Genomic DNA, 15,912 nt, shown 5'->3' on the forward strand with positions numbered 1-15,912 from the left:
AATGGAATGGCTCACGGAAACTAAAATTCCGCTGGGACGGTGGATTGCATCCCTTATGGATGCGCTTAACGAGCATGCCGACTTCGTGTTTTACACCATCTCGGACGTTCTTGAATTCATTATCGAAAACACAGTCGACTTGCTGGTCTGGTTGCCTCCGTTTCTGATTATCGCGCTGTTTGGCGTGCTGGCTGCATGGCTGCACAAATCATGGAAACTGACGGCCTTTACCGTTCTTTCCCTGCTTCTGATCGTCAATCTCGGCTATTGGGAAGCCACCATGGAAACGCTCGCACTTGTGATCTATGCGACGCTGTTTTGTATGGTGATCGGGGTACCGCTTGGCGTGGCATCCGCACATCGCCCCTGGCTTTATCAGGCATTGCGCCCGGTTCTTGACCTGATGCAGACGATTCCGACCTTTGTCTATCTGATCCCGACACTGATCCTGTTTGGTCTTGGCGTGGTTCCGGGCCTGATTTCGACCGTGATCTTTGCCATCGCCGCCCCGATCCGCCTGACGCATCTTGGCATCGCCAGTACGCCAAAGGCGCTGATCGAAGCAGGCAAAAGTTTTGGCTGCACGCCGCGGCAATTGCTTTTCAAGGTCGAACTGCCATCTGCCATGCCATCGATCATGGCGGGCCTTACCCAATGCATCATGCTGTCACTGTCCATGGTGGTGATTGCCGCTCTTGTCGGGGCTGATGGACTTGGCAAACCGGTTGTTCGCGCCCTTAACACGGTCAATATCGCCCAAGGGTTCGAGGCCGGCCTTGCAATTGTGATCCTGGCCATTGTGCTGGACCGCATCTGCCGCCGCGACAAATCAGAAAATACGGGGCAGTAATCATGAGCAATGCTGTTGAATTTGATAATATCGACGTCATTTTCGGGGATAAGCAGGCTGAATCGCTCGCCCTCCTCGACGCCGGTAAAAACCGTGACGAAATAGCCAAGGAAACCGGAAATATCCTTGGTGTTGCCAATGTCAGCTTTGACGTCCCGCAGGGTGAAATCTGCGTTCTGATGGGGCTTTCTGGCTCGGGGAAATCCTCGTTGCTGCGCTGTGTAAACGGGCTTAACCGCGTTTCACGCGGATCGCTTCGGGTACATGACGGAGACTGGATGGTCGATGTCACCAGTTGTGATGCCAATACGCTGCGCGATCTGCGTCGTAAATGCGTTGCCATGGTCTTTCAGCAATTCGGCCTGTTCCCTTGGCGCACCGTCGAAGACAATGTCGGATTTGGTCTTGAGCTTGACGGCATGGGACCGAAGGAACGCCGTGAAATCGTCCGGGAAAAGCTGGCCCTTGTCGGGCTGGATCAGTGGGCCGGAAAATATGCCCACGAACTTTCAGGCGGCATGCAGCAGCGTGTCGGCCTTGCCCGTGCCTTTGCCACCGATGCACCGATCCTTTTGATGGATGAACCGTTTTCGGCCCTTGATCCGCTGATCCGTAACCGCCTGCAGGACGAGCTTCTTGATCTTCAGGAAAAGCTTAATAAAACCATCCTGTTTGTCAGTCATGATCTGGACGAGGCCATGAAACTTGGCAATTCAATTGCCATCATGGAAGGTGGCTATGTCGTACAGCATGGCACGCCCGAAGACATCGCCCTGCGTCCAGCCAATGAATATGTCGCGGACTTTGTCGCCCATATGAACCCGGTCAATATCCTGCGCGGTCGCGCCATCATGCACCGCATTGACCGCGATCAGCGCAACATGACCGGCGAACTTTCCGTCGAAGACGAAGATATCCGCATCACGCTTCAGGACGGCATCATTCGTGCCGCCAATAGCGGCGAACATGGCGAACTAAAGCTGATCCAGTATGACGGCAACCTGCCGGACGATCTGGACGGGACCGACAATTCGGTCATCTTCGTTGCCGATGATACCGTGCTTCTCAAAGACCTGATCGAAATGCGCAGCATCACCCAGAATCCGGTGCTTCTAACCCGCGAGGGACGCATTTCCGGCACATTGGGCCGCAAGGAATTTTTTGAAAGCCTGACGCAAACGGCAACCGTCGCAGACTGATCATCAAAAAAGGCGCCCTGCAAACCGGGCGCCTTTAAATACCATTTCAATTTCGTCTTTTATCCACCGGTCACCGGCGGAAACAGCGCGATTTCGCTGGCACCACGAACATCACGTTCGCCTTGCGCATATTCCTGATCAACCGCAACCCGGATGATCGCCGGATCAGCCAGCGCATCAGCGAAATTCGACCCCCTGCCCGGCATCCATGCCAGAAGGTCGGCAACGGTTTTCACATTTTCCGGCAGTTCAACCTCTTCCTCGGCCATGCCGATACGGTCCTTGACCCAGGAAAAATAAACCAGCTTCATCTTCTATCCCGTTTGCTTGAAATCCGTGTTTGACCGCATGCTTGCGCAAACACCCACAATCCGCAAGCCCCGATCACGCCCTGTTTACGGATAAACAAAATAACCATCCGGCGCATTGCCAAGCCGCCCGGTCAGGTTTTCAATAAAAAACCGTTCCGCCCGGCCAAGCGACATGCGCGGATTGGTCACCAGATAGATATCAATTGCCGGCGGCGCATCATAGGGTGGCAGGCGCCATAACTGCCCGCGTTCCATCGCGTTTTGCACGACATGGATCGGCAACGGACCAATACCAAGCCCGGCATTGATCAGGCGGCGGACTTCTTCAAGATGCGGGCTGGTGGCGATCACCTTGCCTTTCATGCCTTCGCGCGCGCGCAATACCGCAACCGGGGCCAGCGCATCGGAAAGCTGATCGGTGGAAAACGACACGAATGCCTCGCTGCGCAAATCGGCAAGTGTCAGGTTTTCCCGGCCAAACAAATGATGTGTCGGCCCGCAAAAGAACCCGAAATGTTCACGATACAGTTTACGATATTCCAGCCGGGGATGCTGTTCATTCACAAGACAAATGCCGAAACTTGCCTGTTGGGACAGGACCTGACTTGTTACATGGGCGGATGTCGCGACGTTGATTTCATAGGTAACTTCGGGATGTTCGCGATTGAATTCAAACAACGCATCGTCAAGCGGCGGAAACACCACATGACTTGCCAGCCACAAATGCAAATGCCCGCTAAGCTGATTGCCACTGTCCGACATCACATCGGAAAGTCGGCCAATCGCCCCGCAAATCTCGCGGCATTCGTGATAAAGCGCCAATCCCTGTTCGGTGACCTCAAACCGGCCGCGTTCCCGGTCAATCAGGCGCGCGCCGATCTGATCTTCAAGCCGTTTAAGCGCATTGCTGACACTGGGCTGGCGCAAAAGCAGCCGGTTGGCCGCCCCGGTGATCGACCGTTCTTCGACAATCACCGTAAAGGTATGCAACAGGTTCCAGTCGAATTGCCGTTTTAAAAGGTCGCTCATTTCCCCACCCATAGCAATTGGCTATGCAATCCATTCTACTTATCTATTTGCGCTATGTGCAAGTCTGGGGTGAAATGATCAGACATATTCATTCACGGCCAGATAACCGCGCATGGCAAGCAATTGCCAGAGCACAATAACGGGAGGCAAAAATGGCCGCAGATGTAGCCGGGGCACGCAGAACGCCCTGGGTCCTGCTATCGCCGTCACTGGCGACGATATCGCTGCTATTGATCATCCCGATGATGTTCATCGTGGTTTATTCATTCTGGCTGCGCACCGCGACCGGTGCTGATCAGGTCGGATTTTATCTTGATAACTGGATCGAAGTGCTTGGCGACAGGTTTTACCGCGATATTCTGTTTCAGACCTTTGCCATTGCCTTTTACACCACGGTGATCTGCGCGCTGGTCGGCTATATCCCGGCCTATTTCGTTGCCAACACCCCGATGAAATCAAAGACTTTCCTGCTGTTGATGCTGATGCTGCCCTTCTGGATCAGCTACATCATCCGCACCATGTCGTGGATCAACATCCTTGGCACGTCGGGCGCGCTCAACACATTGATGATCTCGCTTGGTATCATCGATGAACCGATCCAGATGCTCTACAATCAGACCACGGTTATTCTGGGTCTTGTGCATTATCTGCTGCCCTTCATGATCCTGAATGTCTATGTCAGCCTGGATGGTATCGACAAGAACCTGACTGAAGCAGCCAAAAGCCTTGGCTGCACCGGCTGGCAGGCCTTCCGCGAAGTCACCCTGCCGCTGTCCTTCCCCGGTCTCGCCGCCGGATCGCTGTTATGTTTTGTTCTGGCCGCGGGGACCTATATCACCCCGATCGTTCTGGGCGGGCCACGCGATGCGATGTTTGCCAATCTCGTGTTCGAGGCCATCGTCACACAGCTTAACTGGCCTCTGGGCTCCGCCCTTTCGCTTGTCCTGCTGGCGCTTCTGGGTGCGCTGGTTGTCATTTACACCCGTTATCTTGGCGTCGATCAGATCGCCAAAAGCTTCAAATAGGGGGAATGTAATGATGTCCGGCTGGTCCCTGATCCGTATCGCCACAATCCTTGTTTATCTGTTTCTGTTCGCGCCGGTCGCGGTCGTCATCCTGTTGGCATTCAACGCCAACCAGTTCGGCAGTTTCCCGATTGAAGGTTTTTCGACACGCTGGTTCGAAGCATTGTGGAACAACGATGCTATTATCCGTGCATTCAAAACATCTCTGTTGCTGGGCGCGCTGACCAGTGCGATTTCAACGACGTTTGGCACGCTCGCGGCCCTTGCCATGGTCAGGTACGATTTTCCGGGGAAGCGTTCAATATCAACGCTTCTGGTTGCTCCAATCCTGATCCCCGAGGTCGTCCTGGCTGTGGCTCTTTTGCTGTTTCTGCAATTCCTCTCCATGCCCAAAAGCTTTGGCCTGCTTCTGATGGGGCATGTCGTATTTACCCTTCCCTTTGTGGTTCTGGTGGTTCAGGCGCGCCTTGTATCGATCCGGCGCGACGTCGAAGAAGCCGCCATGAGCCTTGGCGCAACACCGATCCAGACTTTCTTTGAAATCACCCTGCCGCTGATGATGCCGGCTGTCATGGCCGGGATGCTGTTTTCATTCACCATCTCGTTTGACGACATTACCGGAACCCTGTTCTGGAAACCGGGCGGGGTTGAAACCGTCCCAACCCAGATTTTTGCCATGCTGCGCAATTCCATCAGCCCGGAAATCAATGCACTGGGCGCTGTGATGGTGATCTTCACCATCGCGCTGCCATTGATTGCCACCGCCATTGCACGCATCGCATCAGCACGAAAAATACGCGCACAAAAAGCCGCTGCCTAACAAACAACAGATACCGCGGGAAACCGCCAAAACCAACAACAAGACCATAAAAAAGAAGACCATAAGACCGACAAGAAAACGGATAAAAACCTTTATCAGGAGGCCTTAAATGGACGAGACGAAACGCTATGAACGCCTGCTAACCCGCCTTAAAGACGGTGATATCAACCGTCGCACTTTTCTGACCGTTCTGGGGGCTGCGGGTGTCACCGCCGGAATCACCGGGGGCCCGATGGGCATGCTGACCCGCAACGCCCTTGCCGCAACACCAGAACAGGTCCGCTTTGACGGCTGGGGCGGTGTGGTATCCGAGGCATTTGAAAAATACGCATTTGCCCCCTATACCGAGAAAACCGGGATCAAGGTCGTATCGGGCACCTTTGGCGGTGCGGACGAATATATCGCCCGCGTCAAGGCGGGCCAGCCGGGCGAGTTTAACCTTGCCCACCTGTCGGGTGTGTTTGACTATGCCCGATATCATGGTCTGGAACTGACGTCCGAGCTGAACGAAGCCAATATTCCGAACCTCAAAAACGTCATTCCCGGCCTGATCGAACCGCTGCGCAAAATCACCGGCGGTACCATTTCGGCGGTTCCCTATGATTACGGCACCACCGGCATTGCCTATAACCGCAAATATATCAGCGACGATGAAGCCAAGGCCAAAGGTGCCAAGCTGATGGTCGATGAAGCTTACAAAGGCAAGATCGGCGGCTGGGGCGAATGGAAAACCCGCGTCTGGTACGGTGCCCTGCAATCCGATCAGAATCCGAATGCGATCAAGGATATCGACGCCGTCTGGGACATGATCCGTGCCCATCGCGATCTGGCCCTGAAATACTGGAGCTCAGGGGCCGAACTGATGAGCCTTCTGGCCGAAGAAGAAATCTATGTCACCGAAGGCTGGTCCGGGCGCATCAAGGCATTGCAGGATCAGGGCCACGATATCGGCTATCACGACCCGAAAGGCGGTCTTGGCTGGCAGGAATGCCTGTTCGTTCTGCGCGGAAGCCCGATGGCAGCCTGTGAAGAACTTCTGAACTTCATGCTCGAACCCGAAGTCGCGATTGCGGTTGCCGAAGGCCAAAGTTACCCGCCTGCTCTTGATCCGCAGAAAGTCGAACTCGGCAAAGTCATCCCGACCCTGCCCGCGTTTGATCCATCCGGCACGCTCAAGGAACTCAGCTTCTTTGATCCGGCCTACTGGAACGAAAACGAAGCCGACTGGTCGAAAACCTTCTCGCGGGTTCAGCGCGGCTACTAAGCCGGACTGATCGCATAAACCGGAACCCCGGTCCTTGTTTTTTAAATAATGGCCGGGGCACCACCGCCTTTTTCTGACAGGGTTATTTGTGATGGCTGACATCGAAAATGCGGTCGAACTGCAAAATGTCGTCAAGCGTTACGGCGAATTTACCGCCGTGCAACGCATGGATCTGACCGTGCCCGACAACAGCTTCGTGACCTTTCTGGGTCCATCGGGCTGCGGCAAGACCACGACACTTCGCATGATTGCAGGACTGACCGACATTACCGAAGGCGATTTGCTGATCCGTGGCAAACGGGTCAATGCCCTGCCGATCCACAAACGCAATCTGGGACTGGTGTTTCAGAACTACGCGCTGTTCCCGCACAAATCGATTTACGACAATATCGCCTTTGGCCTGAAATATCGCAAGGTGTCCAAATCCGACATCCGGGAAAAGGTCAATCGTGCCCTTGATCTGGTGCAACTGCCCCATGTTGCGGATCGTTTTCCAAACCAGCTTTCCGGCGGGCAGCAGCAGCGCATTGCCCTTGCGCGCGCCATCGTGATCGAACCCGATGTACTGCTACTTGATGAACCGCTATCTGCCCTTGATGCCAATCTGCGTGAAGAAATGCGGGTCGAACTGAAACGTATTCAGCGCGAACTGGGTATTGCCACCGTTTTCGTCACCCACGATCAATCAGAAGCCCTTGCCATGTCCGATAAATTGGTGGTGATGAATAACGGTGTCGTCGAACAGGAAGGCGCGCCCGAGGACGTCTATAACAATCCCGCATCGGCCTTTGTTGCCGATTTCCTTGGGCATTCCAATATCATTCCTGCTGCCCTTGGCGCACCGGATGCGGCCTTTACCAAGGTTGCCCTGCAAAGCGGCGAAACATTGCTGACCACATCCGAACAAACCGCCAAAACCAATGGTTCAAAAGACGTCCGCGCCGTTATCCGCGCTGAAAAAATCGGCCTGTCGGATCAGAACGGTGCGACGGACGGTGTGATCGCCATCCCCGGCAGGATCAAAACGGTCGACTATCTGGGGCAGCAGGCCCGCTATTTTGTCACGGCCAATGGTCGTGACTGGCAGGTGATCAACCCGATTGATGCCCGCCCCCATCACGAAGGTGCCGATGTGTTCATGCACATTGCCGCCCGAAATTGTGTGTTGTTGCCCGGTCATCACGACTGACCGGATCTGGAGTGCCACCCGAAGTGACGCATGATACCCCCAACAAAACCGGCCACAACCGGGAATCCCGCCTGTTTTATCAAAGCCGTTCGCGTCGGCCGCTGATCGACCATGCCAAGGGCGTCTATATGTGGGATGTCGATGGCAAACGCTATATCGACGCCTCCAGCGGTGCGATGGTCAGCAATATCGGCCATAGCGACCCGCGCGTGATTGCCGCGATGAATGCGCAGCTTGAAAAGGCCAGCTTCGCCTATCGCCTGCATTTTGAAAATGATGCGGCCGAAAATCTGGCATTCCGCCTTGCCGAACGCGCACCCGGCGATCTTGAACGGGTATTTTTTGTCTCCGGCGGGTCCGAATCTGTCGAAAGCTGCATCAAGCTTGCCCGTCAATATGCCCTGGCAAAGGGGCAAGCCCAGCGGACCAAGATCATTTCGCGTTTCCCCAGCTATCATGGATCGACCCTTGGTGCGCTTGCCATCACCGGCTATACGCCGATGCATGCGCCCTTTGCCCCGATGATGGTGGACCAACCCAAAATTCCGGCCCCGACCTGCTATCTGGATCGCGATGATCTGAGTAATCATGAACGCGGCCTGAAATACGCCAACATGCTAGAATCCGAAATACTCAAACAGGGCCCTGAAACCGTTCTTGGTTTCATCATGGAACCGGTTGGCGGGGCTGCGACCGGCGCACTGGTTGCGCCCGACAGTTACTATGCCCGCATTCGCGAGATCTGCGATCAATACGGCATTCTTCTGATCTATGACGAGGTCATGACGGGTGCCGGACGCACTGGCAAATATTTCGCCGCCGAACATTGGGGCATCACGCCGGATATCTTGGCCGTATCAAAGGGACTGGCGGCGGGTTATGCCCCGCTTGGCGCGATGATTGCGCCTGATCGCATTGTCGGCCCGGTTCTTGATCATGGTGGCTTTATCCATGGTTACACCTATGCCGGCAATCCGATGGCCTGTGCAGCGGGCAATGCGGTCCTTGATGTGATTGATGAAGACAACCTTCTGGAAAATGCGACCCAAAGCGGGGCAGCATTAAAGGCCGAACTTGGCAAACTTGCCGATGAATTTCCGATCATCGGCGATGTGCGTGGCCTTGGACTGCTTCTTGCGGTCGAACTGGTCAAAGACCGCGAAACCATGGAACCGATTGATCCCAAACATCTTGCGGCTGCCCGCCTTGTTGATATTGCCTATGACAAGGGCCTGATCATTTACTGGCGTCGCACCCGCGGCGGTTATCGCGGCGATCACGTGATGGTCTGCCCGCCCATGACGATCACACACGATCAGTTTGACGATATCCTCATTCCGTTGCGCGCCGCCCTTGGCGAGCTTCAGGACGAACTCACCCGTGCCGGAGCCTTCGCATGAGCCGGAAAGTCATCATCACCTGCGCCATCACCGGATCGGTTCATACCCCGTCCATGAGCCCGCACCTGCCAATCACCCCCGACCAGATTGCCGATCAGGCGATTGCGGCGGCAAATGCCGGGGCTGCCATCCTGCATCTGCATGCACGCGATCCCGAAACCGGCTTTCCAAGCCCGGAACCGGCTGTTTTTGATCAATTCCTGCCGCGCATCAAATCGGCCACCGATGCGGTAATCAATATTTCGACCGGCGGCGGCATGACCATGACGGTCAAGGACCGTATTCGTGCGGCAAAGCAGGCAGCACCCGAAATGGCGTCATTGAATATGGGGACGATGAATTTCGGCCTGTTCCCCGCCCTTGCCGGACGCAGCGACTGGAAACACGACTGGGAACCAAAATTTCTCGAAGACAGTCGTGATTTTGTTTTCAAAAACACGTTTTCCGATATCGAAACCATTCTGGCAGATCTCGGCGATGCCAATGGCACAAGGTTTGAATTTGAATGTTATGACGTCGGGCATCTTTATACGCTGGCCCATTTTGTTGATCGCGGCCTGATCAAAGGGCCGATTTTCATTCAGTTCGTTCTGGGCGTTCTGGGCGGTATCGGGGCCGATCCCGACAATCTTGCCCATTTGAAACGCACCGCCGACAAACTTTTTGGCGATCAGTACCAGTTTTCGGTTCTGGGTGCCGGGCGACATCAGATGCCGCTTGCCACCATGTCGGCCACCATGGGCGGTCATGTCCGGGTCGGTCTTGAAGATAATCTGTATTTGCGCAAGGGCGAACTCGCCCCGGACAACGCATCGCAAGTTCGCAAAATCCGCGACGTTCTGGACGGGTTATCGCTTGAAATCGCAACACCGGACGAAGCCCGCGCCATGCTGGGTCTGAAAGGTGCCAATCAGGTCGCCTTTTAGGAAACAACAAACTGCCACCAACACCACGACGCAAAGCCAACGAAAGGCGGCGCCCATGATGCATGCCTATTTCTCAGCCGATCAGCTTCGCCATCACGGCCAGACATTCATGGTCGCGGGCGAAGCACGGCCAATCCCCGAAGTCCCCGAACGGGCGGAAATACTGACCACTGCCGTCAAACGGCTTGGCCTTGATTTGCGCACCCCCGATGATTTCGGCATGGGTCCGATTGCCGCCATTCATGCGCCGGAATATCTGAAATTCCTGCAAACCATCCATGCCGAATGGAAGGCTGTTGGTGGGTCTGATCTGGTGGTGCCCGGTATTCATCCGTTTGACCGGCTTGGCCCCTATCCAAGATCACCGGCGGGCAAGGCCGGTTTTCATATGGGCGATACATCCTGCCCGATATCGGCAACCACATGGCAATCGGCCTATGCCAGTGCGCAAACCGCGATTGCCGCCACCCGCCAGGTCCGCGATGGCAATGCCAGATCGGCCTATGCCCTTTGCCGTCCCCCCGGCCACCATGCCAGCCGCGATATCGCCGGTGGTTTCTGTTACCTGAACAACAGCGCGATTGCCGCACAGGAACTGCGTGCCAAATACGACCGCGTTGCGATCCTTGATGTCGATCTGCATCATGGCAACGGCACACAGCATATTTTCTATGCTCGTGATGATGTCATGACGCTGTCGATCCATGCCGACCCGCGTGATTTCTATCCGTTTTTCTGGGGCCATGCCGAAGAACGCGGACAGGATGCCGGGCTTGGTTTCAACCACAATTATCCCCTGCCCCTTGGCAGCGGCGATAACGCATTTCTGGCCGCCCTTGATCGTGCGCTTGTCATGATCGATCATTTCAGTGCCGACGCGGTTGTCATTGCACTGGGCCTGGATGCATCATCGGATGATCCGTTTGGCGGACTTGCCGTGACACCCGGCGGGTTTGCCAAAATCGGTGAAAAAATTGGCGGCATCAATCTGCCAACCGTGCTAGTGCAGGAAGGCGGTTATGTCAGTAACACACTGGCTGAAAACCTTTTTCAGTTTATCAGCGCCTTTCACGCCACCACCGCAGGGAGCCCCGAATGAAAACATCCGATATCCTGATCATTGGCGGCGGTATTGCCGGCATGTCAGCAGCCTATTTTCTGGCCAAACGTGGAAAATCCGTCACGGTTCTTGAACGCGAGGATCAGCCGGGTTATCACAGCACCGGCCGATCCGCCGCACTCTATAGCGAAACCTATGGCCCGAAAATCATCCGCAAGATGTCGACGGCCAGCCGGGACTTTTTCCTGAGCCCGCCCGAAGGTTTCACCGAAAATCCGATCCTGACCCCGCGTGGTGTGATCCTGACCGCTGCACACGGCAATGAAGGCGCAATTGACGAACTTCTGACCGAAGGCCGCGCAAACGGTGCGAATGTTGTCGCCTTGACACCTGATGACATCAAAAAAATGATCCCGATCCTCAATATCGATCTTATCGCATGCGGCGCACTTGAAACCGATGCCATGGATATTGATGTTCATGCGCTGCACTGGGGCTTTATCCGCCATTTCAAAAAGCTTGGTGGTGAACTGGTGGTCAAGGCAGATGTCACTGCAATCGCAAAAACCGCAAGCGGCTGGCAGGTCACGGCAGGCGGCGAAACCTATGAGGCCCAAATCATCGTCAACGCATCGGGTGCATGGGCCGATGAAATCGCAAAACTGGCGGGCGTAACACCGCTGGGCATCACCCCCAAACGTCGCACGGCGGTGATGGTTGATTTGCCATCTGATGTCAATGCGCATGGCTGGCACATGGTCTCGGACGTCGGCGAAGGCCTTTATTTCAAGGAAGATGCTGGCCGCCTGCTAGTATCGCCCTCCGATGCAACACCGACGGTGCCCCACGATGTCCAGCCCGAAGAACTTGATATCGCCATCACGATTGACCGCCTGATGACGGCAACCACGCTTAAGGTCAATCGCCCAGGCGAAGCATGGGCTGGCCTGCGCAGCTTCTTTGCCGATGGCGATCCGGTATCGGCATTCGCCCCGGATGCAGACGGCTTTTACTGGCTCGCCGGTCAGGGTGGCTACGGCATTCAAACCGCACCCGCGATGGGTGAATATGCCGCCAGCCTGATTTGCGGCGATGGCGTGCCGGACAGGATGACGAAACTTGGTGTGACCAAGGATGCCCTTGCCGCCACCCGCCCCGGCCTTGGCCAAACTGCATAAGGATTGAACGGAAATTGTGCCATGATCAGTTTTGACCGCCATGAACTGCGACGTAGCATTGCCAATCGCCGGGATCGTGCGATTGATGATCTGTGCGCACTGGTTCGCCATGAAAGCCTTCTGGGCAACGAAACATCTGCCCAGAACTGGGTCGCGGATCGTTTCGCCGATATGGGGCTTATGGTCGAACGGGCTGCGATCAATATTGACGAATTGCGCGATTTGCCGGGCTTTTCCCCGCCGGTTACGACGGAATATAGCGGGCGGGAAAATATCGTCGGTATTCATCAACCGGCGAAGCAAACCGGACGCAGCCTGATTTTAAACGGGCATATTGATGTCGTGCCGACCGGGCCAGTGGCGCAATGGCGACGTGGACCGTTTGACCCTTATGTCGAACGCGACTGGCTTTATGGCCGCGGGGCTGGCGATATGAAGGCCGGCATCATTGCCTATTGTCACGCCCTTGCCGCCCTTCACGATCTGGGTCTTGAGCCCGCCGCCCCGGTTATCCTGCAATCGGTTGTCGAAGAAGAATGTACCGGTAACGGGGCGCTGGCCTGCCTGCATGCCGGATATCGGGCTGATTGTGCGATCATTCCCGAACCGTTCAATCAGACTCTGATGACTGCCCAGCTTGGCGTGATGTGGTTCCAGCTTCATGTCACCGGAAGTCCGGCGCATGTTCTTGATACCTCGGCCGGAAGCAACGCGATCGAGGCGGCCTTTGGCTTTTTCGAAACCCTGAAAGAAGTCGAAGACATCTGGAACCACCCCACCCATCGTCATGCGGCCTATGGCGCACATGTGCATCCGGTGAATTTCAATCTGGGCAAGATCGAAGGTGGTGAATGGGCATCGACCGTACCGCCGGTTTGTTCGGCCGACATCCGTGTCGGGTTCTATCCCGGTATGGAATTGGCCAAGGTCCGCGAAACCATCGAGGCGGTTGCACAAAGTGCGATGGAAAATCACCCGGCCTGCAAGGGCGCAAAATTCGACATTACCTATCGCGGTTTTCAGGCCGAGGGATGCGTGATGGACGAAACCCATCCGATGATGACCATGATCGGCGACATTCACCACGAGGTCACCGGCAATACGATCAAAAACTATGCTTCCACCGCGACGACGGATGCGCGTTTCTTCCAGATTTACGGCAATATCCCGGCCACCTGTTATGGCCCGAAAGCCGAACGAATTCATGGCATTGACGAACGGGTTTCGATTTCCAGCATGATGGAAGTCACCGAGGTCCTTGCCCTGTTCATTGCCGACTGGTGCGGCGTTACCAAACGTGATAATCACGCCGCATAATCCAACCAAAAACCGATCATATCTTGATATCAGGAGACTTTGATGACCGTTCAGCGTTTTCACACCGGCCCGCGCATGAGCCAGGCCGTTGTTCATGGCAACACCATCTATCTTGCCGGCCAGGTTGGCGAACCGACCAGCGATGTCACCAACCAGACCAAGGAATGCCTTGCCAAGGTTGATGCGCTTCTGGCCGAATGCGGCGCGTCAAAGGAAAACATCCTGTCGACCACTATCTGGCTTGCCGATATGGCCGATTTCGCCAAAATGAACGAAGTCTGGGATGCATGGGTCCCGCAGGGTCACACCCCGGCACGTGCATGCGGCGAAGCCAAACTTGCCACCCCGGATTATCTGGTTGAATTCATCGTGGTTGCCGCAAAACCATAATCCGATCAATTCCGATCCGAATGCAAAACGCCCGGCCAATTGCGCCGGGCGTTTTTGTATGAGGAACATGAATTCTACCGATCCCGTTCGTCCCGTGTCACGATCAGCGACTTGGACTCAAGCGTGCGATGCACCGGACATTTATTGGCAATCGCGATCAGCTTTTCGCGGACTTCCTCGGTAAAATCACCATGCAGGGTAATGATCCGTTCGAACCGGTCGATCTTCCCGCCCTTTTGTTCGAACTCTGGCCCGCATTCCATGCAATCGCTTGCGTGGATTTTATCATGCCGGACTTCGACCCGAATGCCATCGACCGGGATCTGTTTCTGATCGGCATACATCCGCATGGTCATCACCGTGCATGACCCAAGGGCGGCCGCCAGAAAATCATAAGGTGACGGTCCGCTGTCAAACCCGCCAACATCTTCGGGTTCATCGGCAAACATACGATGATGCCCGGCCAGAACCATCGCCTGAAACTTGCCAAGCCCGGTTTCACGCACCACGACGGCACCGTCTGGTACTTCGTCATTTACCGGGTCTTCGTCGGTAATATAACGCTTGGCCCAGGCGCTGATCACCTCGGCGGCATAGGTCGCATCATCGGGATCGCGTAACAAATGATCGGCACTATCAAGCGACACAAAACTTTTCGGATGCTTGGCGGCATCAAAAATCCGTGCGGCATTTTCAATACCAACCGTCTGATCCATCGGCGCATGCAAAACCAGCAACGCCTTGTGCAATCTGCCGACCGATTTTTCGATATTGTGGGCACGCAGATCATCAATGAAATGCTTCTTGATCACAAAGGGCCGCCCGCTTAACGAAACTTCGGCCTGCCCGTCCCGTTCGATATCTTCAAGGTAATCGGCGAAATTATGGGTCACATGCTCGACATCGGCGGGGGCACCGATGGTTGCAACTGCGGTTGCTTCGGGCACGCTATCAGCCACGGCCAAAACCGCCGCCCCGCCCAACGAATGCCCGATCAGCAAACGGGGGGCGGCAAATTCATGCCGAAGGAAATCAGCCGCGCGTTTCAGATCATCCAGATTGGATGTGAAATTGGTCGATGCAAAATCACCGCCCGATCCGCCAAGTCCGGTAAAATCGAACCGCAAAACCCCAATCCCCTGCATGGTCAGCGATTGCGCGATCTTGCGCGCCGCCGTCAGGTCCTTGCTGCACGTAAAGCAATGTGCAAACAGCGCATAGGCCCGAACCGGCCCCGTAGGCAAATCCAACCGTGCCGAAAGCTGCGCCCCCAGTGCGCCTTCAAAACTGAGCTTAATCGGCCTTACAGCCATATCGCACCTCCGCCACCGGTATTTGGTGAATTCGTTGTTTATTTATGCACGTTCTACGCTAGCATGCGGTATTCGCCGCCACAAAACCAAGGGTAATACAGTATGACAATACTGGAAACCAAAAGAACGCTTGTGCGTCACGGCACCTACAACGATGCCCCCTTTATCATGCAACTGCTGAACGAACCGGGCTGGATACGGTTTATCGGGGATCGCAACGTCCATGACCTTGATGCCGCCCGAAAATTTATTGATGATCGGCTTCTCAGCAGCTATCTGAAACACGGTTTCGGGCTGTACATCGTGGACGAAAAAGCAACCGGATGCAGCATCGGGCTTTGCGGATTTGTCAAACGCGACACGCTTGATGCACCCGATATCGGTTATGCCATTACCGAAAGCCATCATGGCAGGGGCTATGCGTTTGAAGTCAGCAATGCCCTGATCGACTATGGCCACGATACGCTGGGCTTTGATCGGATATTTGGCTATACACTGCCGGAAAATACCGTATCGCTGAAACTTCTCGCCAAACTGGGCCTGACCTATGAACGCGATCAGGACGTCAATAATAGTGGTGAAATCTGCAAGCTGTTTGTAAAGGTCGCCTGAACGCAAAAACCCGCATCCAGTGATGCGGG

The 15,912-nt window shown here is 55.2% G+C and carries 16 protein-coding genes; 13 read left to right on the forward strand and 3 right to left on the reverse strand.

The window, feature by feature from the left end; all coding sequences use genetic code 11:
• The first annotated feature begins 1 nt into the window (after window position 1).
• Together choW and choV are read left to right on the forward strand one after the other, a co-directional pair.
• The gene (gene choW / locus LG297_RS11045; protein ID WP_114121030.1) at window positions 2-850 is read left to right on the forward strand and encodes a choline ABC transporter permease subunit; all 849 of its coding nucleotides are present in this window, start codon (window positions 2-4) and stop codon (window positions 848-850) included.
• Window positions 851-852: 2 nt separating this feature from the next.
• The gene (gene choV / locus LG297_RS11050) at window positions 853-2,049 is read left to right on the forward strand and encodes a choline ABC transporter ATP-binding protein (protein ID WP_404420172.1); all 1,197 of its coding nucleotides are present in this window, start codon (window positions 853-855) and stop codon (window positions 2,047-2,049) included.
• A 59-nt stretch (window positions 2,050-2,108) separates the two neighbouring features.
• Here the strand turns inward: choV and moaD are convergent, their stop codons facing one another.
• Together moaD and LG297_RS11060 are read right to left on the reverse strand one after the other, a co-directional pair.
• On the reverse strand, window positions 2,109-2,360 hold the full coding sequence (gene moaD, locus LG297_RS11055) for a molybdopterin converting factor subunit 1 (RefSeq protein ID WP_071239905.1): 252 nt from the start codon (window positions 2,358-2,360) through the stop codon (window positions 2,109-2,111).
• An 84-nt stretch (window positions 2,361-2,444) separates the two neighbouring features.
• Window positions 2,445-3,389, reverse strand: a complete 945-nt coding sequence (locus LG297_RS11060) for a LysR family transcriptional regulator (protein ID WP_240478847.1) — start codon at window positions 3,387-3,389, stop codon at window positions 2,445-2,447.
• 152 nt (window positions 3,390-3,541) lie between these two features.
• Between LG297_RS11060 and LG297_RS11065 the strand changes: the two genes are divergently transcribed.
• From LG297_RS11065 to LG297_RS11110, 10 genes are all read left to right on the forward strand, one after another.
• Window positions 3,542-4,414: an ABC transporter permease gene (locus tag LG297_RS11065; RefSeq protein WP_114121038.1), complete on the forward strand. Its 873-nt coding sequence runs from the start codon at window positions 3,542-3,544 to the stop codon at window positions 4,412-4,414.
• 10 nt (window positions 4,415-4,424) lie between these two features.
• A complete protein-coding gene (locus tag LG297_RS11070) occupies window positions 4,425-5,234 on the forward strand; it encodes an ABC transporter permease (RefSeq protein ID WP_037991397.1) in 810 nt (269 codons plus the stop codon).
• Between the two features lie 109 nt (window positions 5,235-5,343).
• On the forward strand, window positions 5,344-6,498 hold the full coding sequence (locus LG297_RS11075; RefSeq protein ID WP_404420175.1) for a PotD/PotF family extracellular solute-binding protein: 1,155 nt from the start codon (window positions 5,344-5,346) through the stop codon (window positions 6,496-6,498).
• Between the two features lie 91 nt (window positions 6,499-6,589).
• The gene (locus LG297_RS11080) at window positions 6,590-7,687 is read left to right on the forward strand and encodes an ABC transporter ATP-binding protein (RefSeq protein ID WP_071239902.1); all 1,098 of its coding nucleotides are present in this window, start codon (window positions 6,590-6,592) and stop codon (window positions 7,685-7,687) included.
• Window positions 7,688-7,710: 23 nt separating this feature from the next.
• On the forward strand, window positions 7,711-9,087 hold the full coding sequence (locus LG297_RS11085) for an aspartate aminotransferase family protein (protein WP_404420177.1): 1,377 nt from the start codon (window positions 7,711-7,713) through the stop codon (window positions 9,085-9,087).
• Window positions 9,084-10,013: a 3-keto-5-aminohexanoate cleavage protein gene (locus LG297_RS11090; protein ID WP_404420179.1), complete on the forward strand. Its 930-nt coding sequence runs from the start codon at window positions 9,084-9,086 to the stop codon at window positions 10,011-10,013. The genes LG297_RS11085 and LG297_RS11090 overlap by 4 nt, the downstream gene beginning before the upstream one ends.
• 55 nt (window positions 10,014-10,068) lie before the next feature.
• Entirely contained in the window at window positions 10,069-11,112 is a 1,044-nt protein-coding gene (locus tag LG297_RS11095) for a histone deacetylase family protein (protein WP_404420181.1), read from the forward strand.
• Window positions 11,109-12,251: an NAD(P)/FAD-dependent oxidoreductase gene (locus LG297_RS11100; protein WP_404420183.1), complete on the forward strand. Its 1,143-nt coding sequence runs from the start codon at window positions 11,109-11,111 to the stop codon at window positions 12,249-12,251. The genes LG297_RS11095 and LG297_RS11100 overlap by 4 nt, the downstream gene beginning before the upstream one ends.
• A 21-nt stretch (window positions 12,252-12,272) precedes the next feature.
• On the forward strand, window positions 12,273-13,568 hold the full coding sequence (locus LG297_RS11105; protein ID WP_404420185.1) for a M20 family metallopeptidase: 1,296 nt from the start codon (window positions 12,273-12,275) through the stop codon (window positions 13,566-13,568).
• Between the two features lie 42 nt (window positions 13,569-13,610).
• Window positions 13,611-13,958 (forward strand): RidA family protein, encoded by a 348-nt coding sequence (locus tag LG297_RS11110; protein ID WP_404420187.1) that lies wholly within the window; start codon window positions 13,611-13,613, stop codon window positions 13,956-13,958.
• 74 nt (window positions 13,959-14,032) lie between these two features.
• On the opposite strand, the gene LG297_RS11115 is transcribed toward LG297_RS11110, so the two are convergent.
• Complete coding sequence (locus LG297_RS11115; RefSeq protein ID WP_404420189.1) at window positions 14,033-15,271, reverse strand: alpha/beta fold hydrolase; 1,239 nt, start codon at window positions 15,269-15,271, stop codon at window positions 14,033-14,035.
• A 102-nt stretch (window positions 15,272-15,373) separates the two neighbouring features.
• Here LG297_RS11115 and LG297_RS11120 point away from each other — a divergent pair, with 102 nt between their 5' ends.
• Window positions 15,374-15,883 carry a GNAT family N-acetyltransferase gene (locus LG297_RS11120; RefSeq protein WP_404420191.1) on the forward strand — a complete coding sequence of 170 codons (510 nt, stop codon included), beginning with the start codon at window positions 15,374-15,376 and terminating at the stop codon, window positions 15,881-15,883.
• Window positions 15,884-15,912 lie beyond the last annotated feature (29 nt).

Origin of the sequence: Thalassospira australica (assembly GCF_044790785.1) — a bacterium.
Taxonomy (GTDB): Bacteria; Pseudomonadota; Alphaproteobacteria; order Rhodospirillales; family Thalassospiraceae; genus Thalassospira; species Thalassospira australica_A.